This window comes from Geothrix sp., assembly GCF_049292215.1.
Classification (GTDB): Bacteria; Acidobacteriota; Holophagae; order Holophagales; family Holophagaceae; genus Geothrix.
This window is the reverse complement of the sequence record NZ_JBATQW010000091.1, coordinates 1-18,962: the sequence shown is the minus strand read 5'-3', so window position 1 is coordinate 18,962 and position 18,962 is coordinate 1. Positions and strand designations below refer to the sequence as shown.

18 protein-coding genes and 1 riboswitch are annotated in these 18,962 nt (G+C 68.8%); of the genes, 13 read left to right on the top strand and 5 right to left on the bottom strand.

Going from position 1 to position 18,962, the window contains the following annotated elements:
- The first annotated feature begins 29 nt into the window (after positions 1-29).
- The 4 genes from WAS25_RS15090 to WAS25_RS15075 all read left to right on the top strand — a co-directional run bounded on the left by WAS25_RS15090 (position 30) and on the right by WAS25_RS15075 (position 5,439).
- Complete coding sequence (locus tag WAS25_RS15090) at positions 30-1,652, top strand: ammonia-forming cytochrome c nitrite reductase subunit c552 (RefSeq protein ID WP_422313574.1); 1,623 nt, start codon at positions 30-32, stop codon at positions 1,650-1,652.
- A 500-nt stretch (positions 1,653-2,152) separates the two neighbouring features.
- Complete coding sequence (locus tag WAS25_RS15085; protein WP_422313572.1) at positions 2,153-3,814, top strand: L-lactate permease; 1,662 nt, start codon at positions 2,153-2,155, stop codon at positions 3,812-3,814.
- A 43-nt stretch (positions 3,815-3,857) separates the two neighbouring features.
- Positions 3,858-4,268, top strand: coding sequence for a cupin domain-containing protein (locus tag WAS25_RS15080; RefSeq protein WP_422313570.1), 411 nt, complete (start codon positions 3,858-3,860; stop codon positions 4,266-4,268).
- Between the two features lie 19 nt (positions 4,269-4,287).
- Positions 4,288-5,439, top strand: a complete 1,152-nt coding sequence (locus WAS25_RS15075) for an aminotransferase class V-fold PLP-dependent enzyme (protein ID WP_422313568.1) — start codon at positions 4,288-4,290, stop codon at positions 5,437-5,439.
- Positions 5,440-5,504: 65 nt separating this feature from the next.
- Here the strand turns inward: WAS25_RS15075 and WAS25_RS15070 are convergent, their stop codons facing one another.
- The 4 genes from WAS25_RS15070 to rhlP all read right to left on the bottom strand — a co-directional run bounded on the left by WAS25_RS15070 (position 5,505) and on the right by rhlP (position 8,299).
- Positions 5,505-5,840 carry a putative signal transducing protein gene (locus tag WAS25_RS15070; RefSeq protein WP_422313566.1) on the bottom strand — a complete coding sequence of 112 codons (336 nt, stop codon included), beginning with the start codon at positions 5,838-5,840 and terminating at the stop codon, positions 5,505-5,507.
- 40 nt (positions 5,841-5,880) lie between these two features.
- Positions 5,881-6,657 carry a thiazole synthase gene (locus WAS25_RS15065; RefSeq protein ID WP_422313564.1) on the bottom strand — a complete coding sequence of 259 codons (777 nt, stop codon included), beginning with the start codon at positions 6,655-6,657 and terminating at the stop codon, positions 5,881-5,883.
- Between the two features lie 20 nt (positions 6,658-6,677).
- Positions 6,678-7,349, bottom strand: a complete 672-nt coding sequence (locus WAS25_RS15060) for a hypothetical protein (RefSeq protein ID WP_422313562.1) — start codon at positions 7,347-7,349, stop codon at positions 6,678-6,680.
- 140 nt (positions 7,350-7,489) lie between these two features.
- On the bottom strand, positions 7,490-8,299 hold the full coding sequence (gene rhlP / locus WAS25_RS15055; RefSeq protein ID WP_422313560.1) for a rhombotarget lipoprotein: 810 nt from the start codon (positions 8,297-8,299) through the stop codon (positions 7,490-7,492).
- An 83-nt stretch (positions 8,300-8,382) separates the two neighbouring features.
- Here rhlP and WAS25_RS15050 point away from each other — a divergent pair, with 83 nt between their 5' ends.
- The 9 genes from WAS25_RS15050 to WAS25_RS15010 all read left to right on the top strand — a co-directional run bounded on the left by WAS25_RS15050 (position 8,383) and on the right by WAS25_RS15010 (position 17,403).
- Positions 8,383-8,976 carry a TetR/AcrR family transcriptional regulator gene (locus WAS25_RS15050; protein WP_422313558.1) on the top strand — a complete coding sequence of 198 codons (594 nt, stop codon included), beginning with the start codon at positions 8,383-8,385 and terminating at the stop codon, positions 8,974-8,976.
- Between the two features lie 24 nt (positions 8,977-9,000).
- Positions 9,001-9,180, top strand: a riboswitch (Lysine riboswitch).
- Positions 9,181-9,238: 58 nt separating this feature from the next.
- Complete coding sequence (locus WAS25_RS15045) at positions 9,239-10,273, top strand: M20/M25/M40 family metallo-hydrolase (RefSeq protein ID WP_422313556.1); 1,035 nt, start codon at positions 9,239-9,241, stop codon at positions 10,271-10,273.
- Positions 10,274-10,276: 3 nt separating this feature from the next.
- Entirely contained in the window at positions 10,277-11,332 is a 1,056-nt protein-coding gene (gene asd / locus WAS25_RS15040; protein ID WP_422313554.1) for an aspartate-semialdehyde dehydrogenase, read from the top strand.
- Positions 11,329-12,666, top strand: coding sequence for a lysine-sensitive aspartokinase 3 (gene lysC / locus WAS25_RS15035; RefSeq protein ID WP_422313552.1), 1,338 nt, complete (start codon positions 11,329-11,331; stop codon positions 12,664-12,666). Before asd ends, lysC begins: the two co-directional genes overlap by 4 nt.
- The gene (locus tag WAS25_RS15030; protein WP_422313550.1) at positions 12,663-13,385 is read left to right on the top strand and encodes a 4-hydroxy-tetrahydrodipicolinate reductase; all 723 of its coding nucleotides are present in this window, start codon (positions 12,663-12,665) and stop codon (positions 13,383-13,385) included. Before lysC ends, WAS25_RS15030 begins: the two co-directional genes overlap by 4 nt.
- Entirely contained in the window at positions 13,382-14,284 is a 903-nt protein-coding gene (gene dapA / locus WAS25_RS15025; RefSeq protein ID WP_422313548.1) for a 4-hydroxy-tetrahydrodipicolinate synthase, read from the top strand. Before WAS25_RS15030 ends, dapA begins: the two co-directional genes overlap by 4 nt.
- On the top strand, positions 14,284-15,105 hold the full coding sequence (locus WAS25_RS15020; RefSeq protein WP_422313546.1) for a 2,3,4,5-tetrahydropyridine-2,6-dicarboxylate N-succinyltransferase: 822 nt from the start codon (positions 14,284-14,286) through the stop codon (positions 15,103-15,105). The genes dapA and WAS25_RS15020 overlap by 1 nt, the downstream gene beginning before the upstream one ends.
- Before the next feature lie 28 nt (positions 15,106-15,133).
- Positions 15,134-16,249, top strand: a complete 1,116-nt coding sequence (locus WAS25_RS15015) for a pyridoxal phosphate-dependent aminotransferase (protein WP_422313544.1) — start codon at positions 15,134-15,136, stop codon at positions 16,247-16,249.
- Positions 16,249-17,403 carry a hypothetical protein gene (locus WAS25_RS15010; RefSeq protein WP_422313542.1) on the top strand — a complete coding sequence of 385 codons (1,155 nt, stop codon included), beginning with the start codon at positions 16,249-16,251 and terminating at the stop codon, positions 17,401-17,403. Before WAS25_RS15015 ends, WAS25_RS15010 begins: the two co-directional genes overlap by 1 nt.
- 3 nt (positions 17,404-17,406) lie before the next feature.
- On the opposite strand, the gene WAS25_RS15005 is transcribed toward WAS25_RS15010, so the two are convergent.
- On the bottom strand, positions 17,407-18,962 hold a 1,556-nt coding region (locus WAS25_RS15005), incomplete at its 5' end, for a tetratricopeptide repeat protein (RefSeq protein ID WP_422313540.1).

Genomic DNA, 18,962 nt, shown 5'->3' with positions numbered 1-18,962 from the left:
GCAGCCACCGCGCCCCACAGGAGCCTTCGATGTCCAACCCATTCGCCCCGCGTCGAGCCCTCTGGAGTGCGGCCGGTTCCCTCAGCCTGGTATTGGCCCTCGGGTTCCAGCCCGCCAAGCCCAAGGCTGCAAGCCTCGGCAAGGAGACCTGCTACCAGTGCCACGACCAGATCCAGACCATGAAGGAGGGCTCGAAGCACGCCCGGCTGGCCTGCACGGTCTGCCATGACGGCCTGGCCAAGCACGTGGACAGCTCTGGCGAGGTGAAGCCTGTCACGAAGATGGATCCCGCCATCTGTGGCAGCTGCCACAAGGACCAGTACCAGAGCTTCTTCAAGGTGAACTTCGAAGGCGGCGCCCGCAAGGAGAAGGGCATCCCCGCCGGCCGCTCGCCCATGCAGGACAAGCTCCTGGCGGGTCACGGCTTCACCTTCGAGCACAACGAGCCCCGGGGCCACGCGTTCATGGTCATCGACCAGTTCGCCGTGGATCGGTTCCAGGGCGGCCGCTTCCAGTTCAGGCACGGCTGGAAGGGCGTGACCGAGGTCGGCAAGACCTGGGACGTGCTGGAGGACAAGGGTCCCCAGTTCAAGCTGCCGGAGACGGCCATGGCTGCGAACCCCACCTGCATGCAGTGCAAGACGTCGGACCACATCCTTAAGTGGAAGTTCCTGGGGGAGAAGGACGCCAAGGCCCGCTGGGACCGGACTTCCAGTCCGGTTGAAGTGGCCAAGGACACGCATTACCCCGTGGGCTGCATCCAGTGCCACGACCCGCACGGTACCAACCCCCGAATCGTTCGGGATGCCCTCATCCAGGCCATCGGCCGCGAGGGCGACAAGAACATCTTCGCCAAGGACGGCAAGACCGACCTGAAGGTGGTGGACTTCCGCGAAGGCTTCCGGAAGATCGGCGTCATGCAGAAGACCGACTCCCGAATGATGTGCGCCCAGTGCCACGTGGAATACAACTGCAACACGGGCAGTCAGTGGTCCGACGGCAAGAAGGTGGGCTACGACGATCCGCGCACCAACCACTTCCCCCTCAAGAACGCCAAGCAACTCCTCGCGCACTACAAGAAGCTGGACTTCTACGACTTCAAGCACGCCGTCACCGGCGCGCGCCTCATCAAGATGCAGCATCCGGAGGCCGAGGCCTTCGCGGGCAGTGCCCATGACAGGGCCGGCGTGCAGTGCCACCAGTGCCACATGCCCAAGCAGAAGGGCAAGGACGGAAAGATCTTCTCCACGCACGGCGTCATCCGCCCCCTGGCGGAGGTGAAGGCCTCCTGCCTGGGCTGCCACCCGAAGGATGGGGTGGATGCGAAGAAGTACGAGATCGAGACCATCCGCAACTACGTGAAGGGCAAGATGCGGAAATCCGAGTACTGGATCGGCCGGCTGATCGACACCTATGTCGTCGCCAGGCGCGCCGGGGTGGGTGAGGATGTGCTCGCCAAGGCCCGCGAGAAGCACGAGGAGGCCCACGTGCTGTGGGAGTTCTGGACCGCCGAGAACAGCGACGGCTTCCACAACCCCGAGCTGGCCCGCGAGACCCTGACTGGCGCCATCAAAGCCGCCAAGGACGGCGTGGACCTGCTCAACCAGGCCATCGACGCCAAGGGCGCGGCGCCGGCCGTCTCCGCGAAGTAGCGCCGCTCCACCCAAAGAAAAGCGGGCCAGCCGGCCCGCTTTTCTTTGGGCATGAGGGCCCTGGGGTAGCGAACGGCCCAAGGCCGAGCCGATGGAGTTCATGGCGGAAGTGGCCAGAGGCATGCCCCGGGGTAGGTGAACCAAAACGCGCCGTGGACCGCGCCCGCGGTGCACGCGTTGATATGAAAAAGAAGGCCCTATCAAAGGCGGTCTGAACAGTGAACCAGGTTGTTTAACTTCTTTTAGATTCAATAGAAATGTTGACGATAATCACATCGTCAAACGAGGCACCGGGAGCATAGTGGCTTCCATCCCCATGAGCCAAACCCCGGATCGTCCCAGCCCTGCCGTTGAACGACGGAGCGCCTCAACCAAGGCCGCCCAAGAAGGTTCGGCTCGGCAGGGTTGCCTCTGGACCTGTCGCGCCGTCACCCGCCAGGAAGTGAGCGCCAGCTTGTGATGTCTGTCTGCCAACCCGCTTTGTGGAAAGGATCAACCCCATGCCCTGGAATCAGAACTACGCCGCGCTGAACGGCAGCCTGCTCTTGACAGCCCTGGTGGTGGCCATCCCCATCTTCTTCCTCTTCTGGGCCCTGGCCGTGAAGCGCATGAAGGGCCACGTGGCGGGGCTCATCACCCTGCTCCTCACCATCATCATCAGCGTGCTGGTCTACCGGATGCCGATCAGCGCCGCGCTGTCCGCCTCGGCCCTGGGCATGGTGACCGGCCTGTTCCCCATTGGCTGGATCATCCTCACGGCGGTGTTCCTCTTCAACCTCACGGTGGAATCGGGCCAGTTCGAGGTCATCAAGAGCTCCATCTCCTCACTCTCCCCGGATCGCCGCATCCAGGCCCTGCTCATCGCCTTCTCCTTCTCCGCCTTCATGGAAGGCGTGGCCGGACAGGGCGCGCCTGTGGCGGTGGCCGCGGCCATGCTCATCGGCCTGGGCTTTCCGCCCCTGCCCGCAGCCGTCATATGCCTCGTGGCCAACACCCCGCCTGTGCCCTTCGGCCCCGTGGGCGTGCCCACCATGATGATGGCCACGGTGACGGGGATTCCCGCCACCACCATGGCCCGCGCCATCGGAATCGACATGGCCCTCATGGCCCTGATCATCCCCTTCTTCATGCTCGTGGTGATGGTGGGCTTCAAGCGGGCCAGGGAAGTGTGGCCCGCGGCCTTGGTGGCCGGCATCAGCTACGGCGCAACTTCGCTGGTGATCTCCACCTATTTCGGGCCCGAGCTGCCCGCCATCACGGCCTCCGTGGTGTCGCTGCTCTGCCTGGTGGTCTTCATCCGCTTCTGGCAGCCAAAGACCACCTGGACCTTTGAGGAGGACAAGGCCGCGAGCCCGGTCACCGGCACGAATTACACCGCGGGCCAGATCTTCAAGGCCTGGTCGCCTTTCCTCATCCTCATGGTGGTCATGGGTATCTGGGGCACCCCCGCCTTCAAGACCTACGCGGAGAAGACCCACCACTGGTTCCTGGCCGTCCCCAAGTGGCCCGGGCTGGATGGCGTCGTCTTCAAGGCCGCGCCCATCGTCGCCAAGCCCGTCGCCTATGCCGCCAGCTACAAGTGGCAGTGGCTCACGGCCCCAGGCACGGCCATGTTCCTGTCCTCCCTGATCTCCATGGTCGTGCTGGGCATCCGCCCCGCGACCGGCGCCAAGGTCCTCCTGAAGACGTTCCTGCAGCTCCGCTTCGCCCTTGTCACGCTGTCCGCGGTGATCGGACTGGGCTTCCTGGCCAACTATTCCGGCATGTCCTTCACCCTGGGCCTGACCTTCGCGGCCCTCACAGGCATGGCCTTCCCCATCTTCTCCCCGGTCATCGGCCTGCTGGGCGTCTTCCTCACCGGCTCGGTCACCTCCTCCGCCGCCCTGTTCGGCAAGCTCCAGCAGGTCACCGCCATCCAGCTGGGCCTGAATCCCGTCCTCACCACCTCGGCCAACCTGTTTGGCGGCGTCATGGGCAAGCTGATCTCCCCCCAGTCCATCGCCGTGGCCTGCGCCGCCGTGGGCCTTGTGGGGCATGAGACCGACATTTTCCGGAAGACGCTGAAGTATTCCATGATCCTGCTGGGGATCGTGATCGTGGTGGTGCTCCTGCAGGCCTTCGTCATCCCATGGATCCTCCCGACAGCGCCCGCCGTCAGCTGAGCGGAGACCCGCCATTCATCCCATTCCTTAAAGGAGACACGACATGACGACCTGTGAACTGGAAACCCCGAAGGGCCTCATTGACTCCACGCCCAACGTGGCGCTCCTTGTCCACTTGAACGAGTACTACGCCCAGCGCATCCTGCCCGGGAAGGGCGTGGACAGCGAGGTGGTCTACGAGTGCCCGCGCACCCAGATGATGATCCGCACAGCGGTGAAGGGCACCACGGTGGGCACCCACTTCCACACCGTCTGTGACGAGTATGTGGTCGTGGTGGGCGGCAAGGGCGAGATCATGGTGAACGGCGAGTGGACGCCGGTGAAGCTTGGCGACGTGCACGTCTGCCCCCGGGGCATCATCCACGACACCCGGGCCTTGGAGGAGAACCTCCAGTACCTGTCGATCTTCACACCGCATCTTCCCGCCGGCACCGACATCAACTGGCTCAAGTAGATCCCGAGGAGGACTTGCCATGACCGCCCTGCTTCCCAACATCGACCCCGATGGCTTGCTTGAATTCTCTGTGGTCTACACCGACCGCGCCCTGAACCACATGTCCAAGCGCTTCCAGAACGTGATGCGGGACATGAACCGCATCCTCACGACCGTCTACCACGCCCAGGCGGCCGTGATCGTTCCAGGCGGCGGCACCTACGGCATGGAGGCCGTGGCCCGCCAGTTCGCCACGGGCAGGAAGGCCCTGGTGATCCGCGACGGCTTCTTCAGCTTCCGCTGGTCCCAGATCTTCGACATGGGCGGGATCCCCGCCTCCCACACCGTGCTCAAGGCCCGCCGTACCGGCACGGATCGCCAGTCGCCCTGGATCCCGACACCCATCGCCGAGGTGGTGGCCGCCATCGCCACCGAAAAGCCACAGCTGGTGATTGCCCCCCATGTGGAGACCGCCTCCGGCATCATCCTCCCAGACGACTACATGAAGGCGGTGGCCCAGGCCACCCACGCCGTGGGCGGCCTCTTCGTGCTGGACTGCATCGCTTCGGGCTGCATGTGGGTGGACATGGAGGCCATCGGCGTCGATGTGCTCGTGAGCGCCCCCCAAAAGGGCTGGAGCGGCAGCCCCTGCGCGGCCATGGTCATGCTCTCCGAAAGGGCCAAGGGCGTAATGGAAGGCACCACCAGCACCAGCTTCGCCTGCGACCTGAAGAAGTGGTCCGCGATCATGGACGCCTATCTGAAGGGCGGCCATGCGTATCACGCGACCATGCCCACGGATGCCTTGGCCAAGGACTGCGCGGTCATGCAGGAAATGGAGGCCTACGGTTTCGAGAAGCTGCGGGCCGAGCAGGCGGAACTGGGCGCCAAAGCCCGGCTGCTGCTGGAAAGCTGCGGTCTGCCCAGCGTGGCCGCCGAAGGCTTCAAGGCTCCCGGCGTGGTGGTGAGCTACACCACGGACCCGGACATCCAGACGGGGAAGAAATTCCTGGCCGCGGGCCTGCAGGTGGCCGCAGGTGTGCCCCTGCAGTGCGACGAGCCCACGGATTTCATGACCTTCCGCATCGGACTCTTCGGCCTGGAGAAGCTCCACAATGTGGACCGCACCGTGGCGCACCTGGCCTCCGCGTTGGCCGAAGTGGGCCTTCCCGAAGCGGTCCAGGCCCGCTGACAAACCAAGCCACGAAGCGGAAGCGCCCGGCGGTTGCCGGGCGCTTCGTCGTTTGGCACGACCGGCTAGACCACTGGGCCTGGCTTGGCCGTGCTGCAGCTCCAGCACTCGGCGAACTGCGCCTCGAGGATTTCGGAACACTTCGGGCACTGCCAAGTGGGCCCCGCTGAACCCGGCAGGGCCTCTCCCCTTGAAAAGCGCCTGACCAGATCAAGGGCCAGCGGGAGGTGGGCGGATTTCGCCACCCACACTTCAGGCGCCACGCCGGGGATGATGGTCGGCGCTTCCACGGTGGTGAACAGGGCCTCGCCACGCACTTCCGCGGCAATTCCGTTGGCCTGGAGCAGCCCCATCACGAGGTGCGCCTCGGCGTGATGCTGTGCCACGAAGACCTTGGGCATGGCGGACTCCAGGCTGGCTGATGGTGAACCGGGAAAGGGGCTACCTGCCGACGATGCCCGCCATGGGGCTGCTGGCGCTGGCGTAGAGCCGCTTCGCCATGCGTCCGCTCTCGAAGGCAAGGCGCCCGGCGATCACCGCGTGGTCCATGGCCTGGGCCATCTTGGTGGGCTCGCCGGCTTCGGCCACGGCGGTGTTGAGCAGCACGCCGTCGGCGCCCAGCTCCATGGCCAGGGCCGCGTCGGAGGCCGTGCCCACGCCGGCGTCCACGATCATGGGCAGCTTGTAGGCCCCGACCACTTCCTTGATGAGCAGCAGCGTCATGGGATTCTGGATACCGAGGCCCGAGCCGATGGCGCTGCCCAGGGGCATGACGGCGGCGCAGCCGATGTCGCACAGCTTCTTGGCCAGGATGGGATCGGCGTTCACGTAGGGCAGGACGACGAAGCCCTCCTTGACGAGGACCTTGGCGGCTTCCAGAGTCTCCTCGTTGTCGGGGTAGAGGGACTTCGCATCGCCGATGACCTCCAGCTTCACCCAATTCGTGCCGAGCGCCTCCCGGGCCAGGCGCGCCACGCGCAGGGCGTCCTCGCGGGTGTAGCAGCCGGCGGTGTTGGGCAGCAGGGCAATGTCCTTGGGGATCCAGTTCAGGATGTTCTCCTCGCCCTTGGCGCCCAGGTCGAAGCGGCGCACGGCCAGCGTCACCATTTCCACCCGCGCGGCCCGGTAGCAGGCCTGCATGGTGGCAAAGTCCTTGTATTTGCCCGTGCCCAGGACCAGGCGGTTGTCGAAGGTCTTGCCAGCGATGATGAGGGACATGGGGCGCTCCGAGCACCAGTCTAGCCCTGGCGGACCACCTGTGGCTTGCTCTGTGGTGGATGGCCGGGACCGGTCAGTTCGAGCCGCCGGTCGCCCACGGCACCCCGGTAGGAGATCCAGAGTGTCAGGGGCTGGGTGGTCTCCCGGCTTTGGATGATGAGCACCCCCCGCTGCTGTTGACCTGGTTTGAGGATCCCCTTCTGCCAGGCATTGTCCCGGAAGAAGGTCTCGAGGCGCTGGTTGCTTCTAAAGGCGACCGCCGCATTGGGTGCACCGAAGACGAGGGCGGCGACGCCGAGGACCACGGGTCCAATGGCACCACCACCCGAGGTTGCAACGCTTGGAAGGAACGGAGTCAACGGGAGCAAAAAATATTTGAGTGGTTGTTGCTTGATGGTTCTGATGGCTTCTTCGGGTGATAGCAGATGGCTGCCCTCTGGAAGTTCCAGCCGGAGGACGTCTAGCTCCGAAGTAGTGTGATTCTCCAGGGTGACGGTGAAGATCCGAAGATTCGATTCTCTTGCCCAAAACTCGTACCTGGAGTTGTCCCCCCAGGGCTGGAGCGCCGCTTCGCCAGAGAGCCCGTCCGCGTGGATGACCACGGGCGGTCGCTCTAGGATCAGGGGGCGGTAAACACGGGCACAACCAAGCCCACCCGAGAAGATCAGCAAGGAACAGAGGACGGCCTTCATGATGCCTCCCGTCTTGCGGGCCACAGTTGGCCGAGCACGGTGGCGCGTGGGGGTGAGGACTTAGGCACAAGTCTCATCGCAGATGCAGTGCAACTCAACAGACTGACAGGTGGCAAGGTCGAGCCCACGCTCGAATGGCATCAGCGCTTGGTGGGATCGTAGCTGGCGCTGCCCAGGGGGTTCCCATCCTTGTCCACGAGCTGGACATCCTTCCTGGCGCCCTTGAGCAGGTCCTGCTTGAAGGCCGCCACCCCCTGATCCAGGGACTTCGACAGGTCGGCCATGGCGAGGGCGAGGCTCTCCCGGGACTGCTGGCGGAAGGCATCCTCCCGGTTGGACCAGGTCGAACTGCCCTTGGCGCTACCCACGCCACCGGCGCGGAACAGGAAGGTGCGCGAGGGCACGTGGTAGACCGCCGCATCCACCAGGGTGGTGGTGTCATTCTTGTCGCCCTTCACCATGTAGGCGCCCACCAGGGTCCAGTAGGTCCAGGCGTACCAGCGCGGGCTGCTGAACTGCACCTGGTCCACGCTGACCAGGGCCACCACGTCCACGCCGAAGCTGCGGGCCACCTGGTCCAGGTCCTCGAAGCCGCCGCCCCTGGCCAGGTAGAGGGCCGGGATGACCTTGAAGCTGAGCGTCCAGGGCTTCTGGCCGAACAGGTCGGAGACCTGCCTGTGCAACTCCTGCTCCTGGGCCGCGTTCATGAGGTTGGCGGGAGCGGTTCCATTCAGGGACCCGCTCCGCTGCCCGGCATCCGCTGGGACGAAGGCAATGCCCAGCCGCAGGGGCAGCTGAAGCCGGGCTGGCCCAGCGGGCTGTTCCGCAGGTGGCTGGGCCTTGGCGCCGAGGTAGGTGGCGAGGCTGCTGCGGCGCTGCACGGTCTCGGGCGTGGCGCAGCCCATCAGGATCAGGAGGGCGGTCAGGAAGGGGAGGAGGAGTGGACGCATGGAGACTCCATGTCAATACGCAGGCGTATGGTTGCCATACGGTATGGTATGGTAGGCTGACGAAGTCCCCTGTCAAGGCCACCATGCCCCCAGCCAAGAAGAAGGTCCGACCCGCCCCCCCCCTCTCCCGGGACGCCTGGGTGAAGGCCGCCACGAACCTCATCGCCCAGGAGGGCGTGCAGGCCGTGGCCGTGGAGCCTCTGGCCCTGGCCCTGGGCGTCACCAAGGGCAGTTTCTACTGGCATTTCCGAAACCGGGACGAGCTCATCCACGCCGCGCTGGAGGCCTGGGAGCAGGACCAGAGCGCCGACGTGGTGGCCCGCTACGGCGGCATCGAGGACCCCCGGCGGCGCCTGCGGGTGTTGCTCTTCGCGGCCTTCGAGGACGTGGAGAACGGCCGTTTCTTCGCGGCGCTGGCGGTGTCCAGCGAGGATCCGCGGGTGCAGCCCTACCTGCGCCGGGCCTCGGAGCGGCGGCTCGCCTTCGGGGTGGTGGCCTTCCAGGCCCTGGGGCTGACGGAGGAGGAGGCGAAGGAGCGCGCCCTGCTGGCCTATGCCGCCTACGCGGGCTACTTCCAGCTGCTCCGCACCACGCCGGAGGCGGTGGCGGCCGTGACCGACCTGAGCGGCTACGTGCGGCGCCTGGCGGATGCCCTGGTGCCGGCGGAGTTGCGCTAGCCTCCCCGCCCGTGGGAAGGTGGAGCTTCCGATGGAGGAGCGGTTCCCATCAGTACCGGCGACGAGGGCGATGAACCCGATGACCCGACGGGAAAGGGGCGGATCGCCGAAGGGAACGCGGCTCATCGACGCGCCCCCTGGACGACGAGGGGAAACCCCGGCGGCTGTCGTGCCGGTCACCCGGCGCGGAGGGCCTGAGGCGCAGCGGCGGGAGTCCTCCCATCGCGTTCCTGAGGGCACCGTCGGCACGCCGAGGTAGACCATGAACGCAGCCCCCGCAGACCTCCAAAGCTGGCTCATCGCCAGGCTCATGACCCTCTGCGCATCGAACACGACCTCGGGTGCCGAGGATGCCGGCCTAGGCGATCTGCTGACTCTGTTGCGCGAGCTGGGCGCCCAGGTGGTGGAGCAGCCGGTGGCCGAAGGGCGCACCAATGTGCTGGCCTTGTGGGGTCGGCCGAAGGTGCTCTTCTCCACCCACCTGGATACGGTGCCGCCCTTCCTGCCTCCGCGCCTGGAAGGGGACGTGCTGTTCGGTCGCGGCACCTGCGATGCCAAGGGCCAGATTGTGGCCCAGCTTGCAGCCGTGAAGACCCTGCTGGCCGAAGGCCGCGAGGGCCTTGCCTGGCTGGGCGTGGTGGGGGAAGAGACGGACAGCGCCGGTGCTGCAGCGGCCCTGGGTCTGGCGGATCGATTGGGGGATCTGCGCGTGCTCATCAACGGCGAGCCCACGGAGCTGAAGCTGGCCACGGGACAGCGGGGCGTGCAGCACGTGTGCCTCCACTGCCGCGGCAGGGCCGCCCACAGCGGCAGCCCCCAGCTGGGCCACAACGCGACCTGGCCCCTGCTGGACTGGCTGCAGCGCCTGCGGGAGCAGGAGCGGCCCGTGGACCCGCAGCTGGGGCCCGAGCTTTGGAACCTGGGCCTGATCCAGGCGGGCGTGGCGCTGAACTCGGTGCCCGCTCAGGCCGAGGCGCACCTCATGGCCCGCGTGGTGCCCGGCAGCACCTTCCTCGCCGAGGTCCGGCGCCTGGCCCCACCCGAGGGCTCCGTGGACCTGCGTCTCGACGAACCCGCCGACCTCTATCCGACCGTACCGGGCTTCGAGCAGGCGCCCATGCCGTTCGGCTCGGACGCACCTGCGCTGCGCGCCCTGGTGCCGGATCGTACCGTCGTGCTGGCGGGGCCCGGCAGCATCACCGTGGCGCACACCCTCGACGAGCACCTCAGCCTGGCCGACCTCAAGGCCGGGGTGGACCTGAACCGCCGCCTGGCCCTGCATTTCCTGGGAGACTGAACCATGACCACGAATATCCCCGTCACCGTTCTGGGCGCCACCGGTGTCGTCGGCCAGCGCTTCGTGCGCCGCCTGGCCAACCACCCGCTCTTCCGCGTGGAGCACCTCGCCGCCAGCGAGCGCAGCTCCGGAAAGCGCTACCGCGATGCCTGCGCCTGGCGCCTGGATGGCGAGGCCTACGGAGGCCTGGGCGACCAGGTCATGGTGGACGGCACGCCGGAGTTCGCGCTGTCGCCGGTGGTGTTCAGCGCCCTGGACACGGGGCCCGCCAAGGAGCTGGAGCCCGAGTTCGCCAAGGCCGGCGCCATGGTCTTCTCCAACGCCGCGGCCTTCCGCATGTCGCCCGAGGTGCCGCTGCTGGTGCCCGAGGTGAACGCGGCCCACCTGGGCCTGCTGGACCTGCAGCGGCACCACCACGGTTGGAAGGGCGGCATCGTCACCAACGCCAACTGCACGGCCACCGTGCTGGTCATGGCGCTGGCCCCCCTGCACGAGGCCTTCGGCGTGGAGGCCGTGATGATGACTTCCATGCAGGCCATCAGCGGCGCCGGCTATCCCGGCGTGGCCAGCCTGGACATCCTGGGCAACGTGATCCCCTTCATCCGCAACGAGGAGCCCAAGGTCGAGGAGGAGACCCCCAAGATGCTGGGCCGCTTCACGGGCCAGGGTGTGGAGCTGGCCCCCATGACCGTGAGCGCCCTCTGCCACCGCGTCCCCGTCATCGAGGGCCACACTGAGGCCGTGAGCGTGCGGCTGAAGGGTAGCCCGTCCATCGAAGCCGTGCGCGCGGCCTTCCTGGCCTGGAACCCGGAACCACAGAGGCTGGGCCTCTTTTCGGCGCCCGCCGTGCCCATCCACGTCCACGACCTGGAGGACCGACCCCAGGTGCGCCGCGACGTGGAAAGGGATGAGGGCATGAGCGTCCATGTCGGTCGCATCCGGGTCTGTCCCATCCTGGGCATCAAGTTCGCGCTGCTGGGCCACAACACTGAGCGCGGGGCGGCCGGCGGCAGCATCCTCAACGCCGAGCTGGCTCATGCGAAGGGGTATCTCCGATGATCGTCCTCAAGTTCGGTGGCAGCAGCGTGGCAGATGCCGCCTGCATGCGGCAGGTGGCGGGGCTGGTGGCTGCGGCGCTGCCCAAGGCGCCGCTGGTGGTGCTTTCCGCCATGGGCAAGACCACGAATGGCCTCTTCGCTGCCGCCAAGGCCGCGGAGGCCGGCGACCTGGCCGGGGCCATGGAGCGCCAGCGGGCCCTCATGGCCGCCCACCGCCAGACCGCTACGGAGCTCTTCGCGGGCGCCGCGCCCGAGACCCTCGATGTCGCGCTGACGGATCTCTTCGGGGAGCTGGAGCTGCTGCTGCGCGGCGTGGCCCTGCTCCGCGAGCTGAGCCCCCGCAGCATGGATGCCATCGCCTCGCTGGGCGAGCGGCTCTCCACGCGGATCTTCGCGGCCTTTGTGGGCGGCGCCTGGGTGGATGCCCGCACAGTGCTGCGCACGGACGAGGTGTTCGGCGAGGCCGTGCCCCAGCAGGCCGCCATCCGCGCCCTGGCGGCGGAGCACATGAAGCCCCTGCTGGGCGCAGGCCGGGCCGTGGTCACCCAGGGCTACATCGGCGCCACGGCCGATGGCCTCACCACCACGCTTGGACGCGGCGGCAGTGACTATTCCGCGGCCCTCTTCGGCGCGGCCCTGGCCGCGGAGGAAGTGCAGATCTGGACCGACGTGGAGGGCGTGCTCACCTGCGACCCCCGCATCGTCCCCGAGGCCCTGCCCATCCCCGACCTCAGCTTCGCCGAGGCCGCGGAGCTGGCGGCCTTCGGCGCCAAAGTGCTCCACCCCGCCACCATCCAGCCCGCCGTGGAAGCCCGCATCCCAGTCACCGTGCGGCACACACAGAAGCCCGAGGGCCGCTTCACCACCATCTCGGCCGAGGTCCGCTCGGGGCGGCCCATCACGGCCCTGGCCAGCCGGGGCCCCGTGACGGTGCTCACCGTGAGCAGCACACGGATGCTGGCGCAGAGCGGCTTTCTGGCGCGGCTCTTCGAGGTGTTCGGCCGCCGTGGCGTGAGCGTCGACCTGGTGGCCACCGCCGAAGTCAGCGTCTCCCTCACCGTCGAGGCGGACGAGCCCCTCAAGGCCCTGCTCGAGGATCTCGCTGCCTTCGCCACCGTGGAGATTCACGAGCGCCGCGCCATCATCGCGGCCGTGGGCGAGCGGCTGAAGTCCACGCCGGGCCTAGGCGCGAAGCTGCTCACGGCCCTGGGCGACATCAACGTCGAGATGATAAGCATGGGCGCCAACGAGATCAACCTCAGCCTCGTCGTCAAAGAGGAGAGCACCGCCGAGGCATTGCGCCGCCTGCATCGCGTGCTGGTGGGGGCGCCATGAGCGCCCTCCGTATCGGCCTCTTCGGGCGGGGCCGCCTGGGCTCGGCCATTGCCAACGAGGCGCCTGACGGTCTCGCTTGGCAGGTGGACCAGGGTGACTCCCCCACGGGCCCCGTGGACGTGGCCATCGACGCCAGCGTTGCCGAGGCCGTGGCCTCGCACCTGGACTGGGCCCTGGACACCGGTACGGACCTGGTGATCGGGGCCACCGGCTGGAATCTGCCGGACCTGGAGGCCCGCGTGGCCGGCCGCATCGGCGTGCTGACCTCCTCGAACTTCTCTCTCACGGTGGCCTTCATGGCCCGCCTCGCCACGGTCATGGGCCGCTTCGCCGAACGGGATCCGGCCCGGGATCCCTACCTGGTGGAGCACCACCATCGGCTGAAGGCTGACGCCCCCTCGGGCACCGCCAAGACCCTGGCCGCGGCCCTCATGGCGGGCTGTCCGCGCAAGACCGAGTGGACCCTGAGCACGCCGGCCCTCCACCAGCTGAACATCGGGGTGGTGCGGGCAGGGGCAGAGTTCGGCACCCACACCGTGGGCCTGGACGCCCCGGCCGAGGTGCTCGAGCTCACCCACACAGCGCGGTCCCGCGCCCCCTTCGCCCAGGGCGCCCTGGCGGCGGCCCGGTGGCTGCACGGGCGCAAGGGATTGTTCACCATGGATGACCTGGCCGCCGACCTGCTCGATCCCCTGTTTGTGTTTGGAGGCAAGCCATGACCCTCGATCTGTCCGGTCTCGCCGTCGCCCTGGCCACGCCCTTCACGCCCGCGGGCGAGGTGGACCTTCCCGCATTCCGCAAGCTGGTGCGCCACGTGGTGGCCGGCGGCGTGGACACCCTGGTGCCCCTGGGGACCACGGGCGAGGCCTCGACCCTGCTGGACGCGGAGCGGGATGCCATCATCGCCGCCTGTCTGGAGGAGAGCAGCGGCCGCCGCGTCATCGTGGGCACGGGCCACAATGCCACCCGCTCGGCCGCGGCCATGACGAAGCGAGCCCAGGCCCTGGGCGCCGCGGGGGCCCTGGTGGTGACGCCCTACTACAACAAGCCGAACCCCGACGGGCTGGTGGCCCACTACGCCGCCATCGCCGAGGCTGCGCCGGGCTTCCCCCTCATCGCCTACAACGTGCCGGGCCGCACGGGCCTGAACGTGACACCCGCCGTGCTGGCTCGCCTATGGCAGAACCCCCAGGTGGTGGCCGTGAAGGAGAGCAGTGGCAGCCTCGCCCAGATCGCCGAGGTGGCCCGCACCTTACCCCCGGGCAAGACCCTGCTCTCCGGCGACGACAACCTGGCCCTGGCGGCCATGGCCGTAGGGGCCTCGGGTCTGGTGTCGGTGCTGGGCAACGTCCTGCCACGCGAGACCGCCGCCATGATCGCCGCGGCCCGGCGGGGCAACACCCTGGAGGCTCTGCGCCTGCACCAGCAGCTGCTGCCCCTGATGGACGCGCTGTTCGTGGAGAGCAATCCCATTCCATTGAAGGCGGCGCTCAAACTGCTGGGCATCGGCGAGGACGTCGTGCGCCTGCCCCTCATGCCCGCCTCGGCGGCCACCCGCACGCTCGTGGCCGAGGCGCTCTGCCTTGCCCCCGACGGCACGATTCCTGGAGTCAAGTGATGGTCGTCGATGTGGATTCCATTCGAAGTTTCTTCAGCCAGTCGCCCGAGTGCCTGCTGACCGATTCCAAGGCCCCCGCCATGCACCAGCTGCTGGTGGCAGCCCTCGAGAAGGGGCTCATCCGCGCCGCCGAGCGTCAGGAGGACGGCACCTGGCAAGCCAACGCCTGGGTGAAGCAGGCCATCCTCTGCGGGTTCCGCCGCACCAACCTGATGGAGATGCCAGGACCGGGCTTCCCCATGTTCGATAAGACCGCCTATCCGCCCCGCCACTTTGGGCTGGAGGATGCCGTGCGCCTCGTCCCGGGCGGCTCCGCTGTGCGGCGCGGGGCCCACATCGCCCGCAGCGTGGTGCTCATGCCCCCGGCCTACGTGAACGTGGGGGCCTTCGTGGATGAGGGCACCATGGTGGACAGCCACGCCCTGGTGGGCAGCTGCGCCCAGATCGGCAAGCGCGTGCACCTGTCCGCCGCGGCCCAGATCGGCGGCGTGCTGGAGCCCGCCGGGGCCCGGCCCGTGATCGTGGAGGATGACGCCTTCGTGGGCGGTCTCGTGGGCCTCTTCGAGGGCATCGTGGTGCGCAAGCGCGCCGTGCTTGCTTCGGGCGTGGTGATCACGGGGAGCAGCATCATCTACGACCTGGTGAACGGCCGGGAGCTGCGCCAGGAGGTGCCCGAGGGCGCCGTGGTGGTGCCGGGCTCCCGGCCCGCCTCGGGCGACTTTGCCAGGGCTCACGGCCTGCAGCTCGCCGCGCCTTGTATCGTGAAGTACCGCGATGACAAGACCGACGCGGCCACCGCCCTGGAGCAGGCGCTGAGGTAGCCCCGCCCAGGCCCCACCGAGAGATGCCATGAAGCCTGCCTCCCGCCTGTCCCTGCTGAAGCCCTCGCCCATCCGCGCCATCACGGACGGTACGCCGCCTGGGGCCATCCCCCTGGGCCTGGGCGAGCCCACCTGGGACCTGCCGGAGGTGGCGCGGCTGGCCCTGCTCCGCGCGCCGGGACCCTGCGCCTACGTGCCCCACGTGGGCCTGCTGGAATTGCGCAAGGCCGTGGCCGTCTTCCACGGCGCCCAGGTGGACGAGGTGCTCATCACCACCGGCTCGCAGGGGGCGCTGTTCTCCCTGTTCCAGGCCTGGGTGGAGCCTGGGACGAAGGTGCTGATGCCCGACCCGGGCTTTGTGGCCTACCCCGCCCTGGCCCGCATGTCCGGTGCCGAGCCCGTGACCTACCGGCTCTCCGAAGACCGCTTCCGCCTGGACGCCGACGAGCTGATCCGCGTGCTGGACGCCACGCCCGACGCCTCCGCCGTGATTCTCAACCTGCCCTCCAATCCCACGGGCGGCGGCGGCGACCTCACGGCCCTGAAGCGCGTGGCCGACGCCTGCGCGGCCCGGGGCGTGCTGCTGATTTCGGACGAGGTCTACCGCGACCTGCACTTCGGCATCCGTGCCCCCAGCCTGCGGGATGTCACCGACCGCGGGGTGGTGACCAGCTCCGTGAGCAAGGGCTGGGGCGCGCCGGGCCTCCGCGTGGGCTGGGCCGTGGGCGACCCCGCATGGCTGCTGCCCGCCCGCACCGTGCACGGCTACGCCGTCACCGGTACCGCCACTCCGGCCCAGTGGGCCGCGCTGGCCTTGATCGAGAATTCCGATACCGTGCTGGCCGAGGCTCGCGGCGCTGTGCAACAGCGCTGGCAGGCCCTGGCCGAAGCCCTGCGCGAGGAGTTGGGCCACGTCGTGATCCCGCCCGACGGCACCTTTTACCACTTCATGCCCCTGCCCCCCGCGGCCCACGCCGATCCCCTGGCCTTCTGCCTGAAGCTGCGCGACGAAGCCAAGGTGGTGCTCATCCCCGGCCTCGCCTTCGGCGAAGGCGGCCGCGGCCACGCCCGTCTCAGCTTCGCCGCGACGCCGGAGCAGTTGAAAGAAGGTGTGCGGCGGTTGGCGCCGTATTGGAAAGCATGATGACGGGCCTCTTTCCTCTCGGCGACGCCACCTGCCACCACCTGGCGGAGGCCCATGGCACGCCTTGCTTCGCCTATTCCGGCGCAGCCGCCGCGGCGCAGTTCACCTCCCTTCGTCAGGTGCTGCCCCCACGGGTGCGCGTGGCCTACGCGGTGAAGGCGAACCCGCACCCGGACCTGCTTGGATGCTTCGCGTCCCTGGGAGCCAGCTTCGACTGCGCGTCCATCGGGGAGCTGGAGCGGGTCGAAGCCTTGCGGCTGCCACCCGGCCGCACCTTCTTCGCGGGGCCGGGCAAGCGGGAGGCGGAGCTGCGCAAGGCCCTGGCCCAGGGCGTGCGGGTGCAGGCAGAGGGCTTCGAGGACCTGGCGCGCCTTGACGCCCTGGTGGACCGGGAGACGGCCGTGAACCTGCGGGTGCACCCGGCCTTCGCCATCGACGAGGGCAACCGCATCATCGGCGGCAGCGGGCCCTCGGCCTTCGGCGTGGACGAGGAGGACGTGCCCGCCCTGCTCCAGAAGGCCGCGAACCTGCGCCATGTCCGCATCCGCGGCCTGCACGTGTTCGCCGCCAGCAACCAGCGCGACGCGGCGAAGCTGCTGGCCATCCACGGCGCGGTGCTGACCCTGGCGCAGCGTCTGTCGGAAACGCACAGCCTCGCCTTCGAGCAGATCGACCTGGGTGGCGGTATCGGCATCCCCTACGCGCCGGACCAGACCCCGCTGGACCTCGCGGCCCTGGGCCGGGGCCACGCCGAGCTGCTGGCGCGGCACCCCTGGTTCACGGGGGAGCTGATCCTGGAGCCCGGCCGCTTCTTGGCGGGGCCCTGCGGCACCTACCTGGCCCGGGTGGTGCGGATCAAGGAGAGCCGCGGCACGCGCTTCGCCATCCTCGAAGGTGGCATCAACCACCTGCTCCGCCCCCTGCTCACGGGCGAGCCCTTCCCTGTGAAGGCCGTGGGCAAGGGTGAGGGCACGCTGCCGTATACGCTGGCCGGGCCCCTCTGCACCAGCCTGGATCGCCTGGGGGATGTGCGGCTACCGGAGCTGGCCGCGGGGGACCTGCTGGTCTTCGGCAGCACCGGCGCCTACGGCCGGAACGAAGGCATGACCCACTTCCTGAGCCATCCTGTGCCGCCGGAAGTGTGGGTTAACTGATCCTCAGCCCAACAGGGCGATCCAGGCGGGCCGTTGCTCCTTGGGCAGGGCCTTCACCTTCTCCAGCAGCTTCAGGCGCACCTGCCAGCTCTTGTCGCCGGGAAAGAGGGCCCGGCCCCGCAGCAGGTCCTCCTCGGCCTCGTCCCACTTGGCCTGGCTGGCATGGGCGAAGCAGAGGGTGAGGTGCAGACGCCCGGCCCGGCCGCGCAGGTCCGCGCTGTCCGGCTGGGCCCGCAGCAAGGCATCCATCACTTTGCGGGCAGCCTCGAGGTCGCCGTTCTGCAGGTGCTTCTGGAACTCGGGCAGGCTGGCCCCGCTGACGCCGCCCGAGAGGCCGGCCCGGGCCTTCTCCAGCAGCTGGGGGCCAGCGGCGTCGCCGGGGTTGGCCTTCACCAGGGCCTCGGCCCTGAGGTAGGCGCGCAGGGGGTCCGTGCCCAGGGCGGTCTCGGCCTCCTGCCGCAGGGCGGCGGGGGACTCGGTCAGGTCTGGGGCCTGGGCCTGTTGGGCCACGGGGGCCACGGCGGCGGCCCGCGCGCGGCGGACCTCCTCCTTCAGGGCCTGGTCCTTGCGGTAGCTGTGGATGAGAGCCAGCACCACGATCAGGGCCACCAGCCCGCCGCCGATGGCGACCATGATTTTGGGTTCCCTCAGCCAGGGCAGCAGCTCGGTGGCGCCGCGCAGGCGTTCGGGCAGGCTGGGGCCCACGCGTGGTGCGGGCGTGGCCAGCTGCAGGGCGGCCGGGGGCTCGACGCCCTGGGGCTCGCTGAAGACTGTCTGCTCCTCGTCGGCCATGGCGATGCGGCCCTGGGCGTCCAGAGTCATGACCGGAGCCGCGGGGCGCGGTTCCGGAGCGGCGGGCCGGCCGGCGGGCTTCCGGCAGCGCTCCAGGCCGTTCAGGGCCCGGGCATTGCCGGGATCCAGGCGCAGGGCCTGCTGGAATGTGAAGGCGGCCTCCTCATGGCGCTGGAGGGTGAGCAGGTGCTCGGCCTGCCTGAGCTTCAGGTCCAGGCTCTCGGGTTCCGCGGCGGGGGGGGCTGGGGCGGGCGTGGCGGCGGCCGCGGTGGCCTGGCCCACTTCCTTGCGGGCTTCCCGCAGGTAGCCCTCGATTTCGTGCCGCTCGGGCTCCAGGGCGAGGATCCGCTCCCACTTGGTGATGGCCTCTTCGGTCAGCCCCATGTCGTAGAGCTGGACGGCCTCCCGCAGCAGCTTATCGATGTCCTCGTCGGCGTGGTGGGCCGCCACGGACACGGCGGCCGGGGCGGGCTCGGCGTGGAGGGGCCCCAGGCCCAGCTCGCGGCGGGCCCCATTGGCGTAGCCCCGGGCGAGGCCGTGGTTCGGGTCCAGCGCCAGAACCTGCTCCCACTTCTTCAGGGCGTCCTGGAGCTGGCCCATGTCGTAGAGAGTGCAGCCTTCGGCCAGCAAGCGCTCGGGGTCCAGCTGGCCCGTGGTCACCCTGGGCGGCTCCGCCACGGAGGCCAGGGCCGCCTCCGGCGAGGTGGAGCGGGGATCGGCCGGCACCGGAGCCGGGACCGGCGCGGGCATGGGGGCCGGAGCGGGCT